Here is a 587-nt window from a genome sequence, read left to right on the forward strand (position 1 = left end):
ATTTTGTCCAGAACCTCAATCCGTTCCTCGTCCCTTGTAAGGGAGCGTTCCATTGCTTCCCGCTGTTCCCGCTGCTCTGCTTCACAGGTATTGGTCAGGCGGTCGGCAACCGCTTCCCCGTCCATCAGGGCAGCTCTGGCACATTCCCGGATTTTCCGCAGCACATGGCTGTAAAGGGTGTCATAGTCAATCCGGTGCTGGGTGCAGTGGTTCTTTCCAAAGGCGTTGTAGGTCTTGCAGGAATAAATCCGCTGGGGATGTTTTGCGTTTGTGTAGCGTACCGTCAGCGACTTCCCACACTCGCCGCATTTTAACAATCCGGCAAACAGGCTGATTTCATCGGTCTGCCCCGGACGCTGGCGGGATTTCATCTTGTTCTGCACAATGTCAAAGCTCATGCGGTCAATCAGCGGTTCATGCTGTCCCTCCACCACAATCCAGTCCTCCGGCTTCTTTTCCCCAATCGTGCCGATTTTGAAACGGTAGTCTTTTTTCTGGGAAGCAATCGCACCGGTGTAGACGGGATTCATCAAAAGGTCTTTGATAACGGAGAAGTCCCACATATACCGCCCGTTTTCCGGGTCTTT

General features: G+C 53.0%; 1 protein-coding gene. It reads right to left on the reverse strand.

Going from position 1 to position 587, the window contains the following annotated elements:
* On the reverse strand, positions 1–587 hold a 587-nt coding region (locus ACESZP_RS17970), incomplete at both ends, for a recombinase zinc beta ribbon domain-containing protein (RefSeq protein WP_499709956.1).

The organism is Candidatus Dorea massiliensis AP6, assembly GCF_964245105.1.
Taxonomy (GTDB): Bacteria; Bacillota; Clostridia; order Lachnospirales; family Lachnospiraceae; genus Laedolimicola; species Laedolimicola intestinihominis.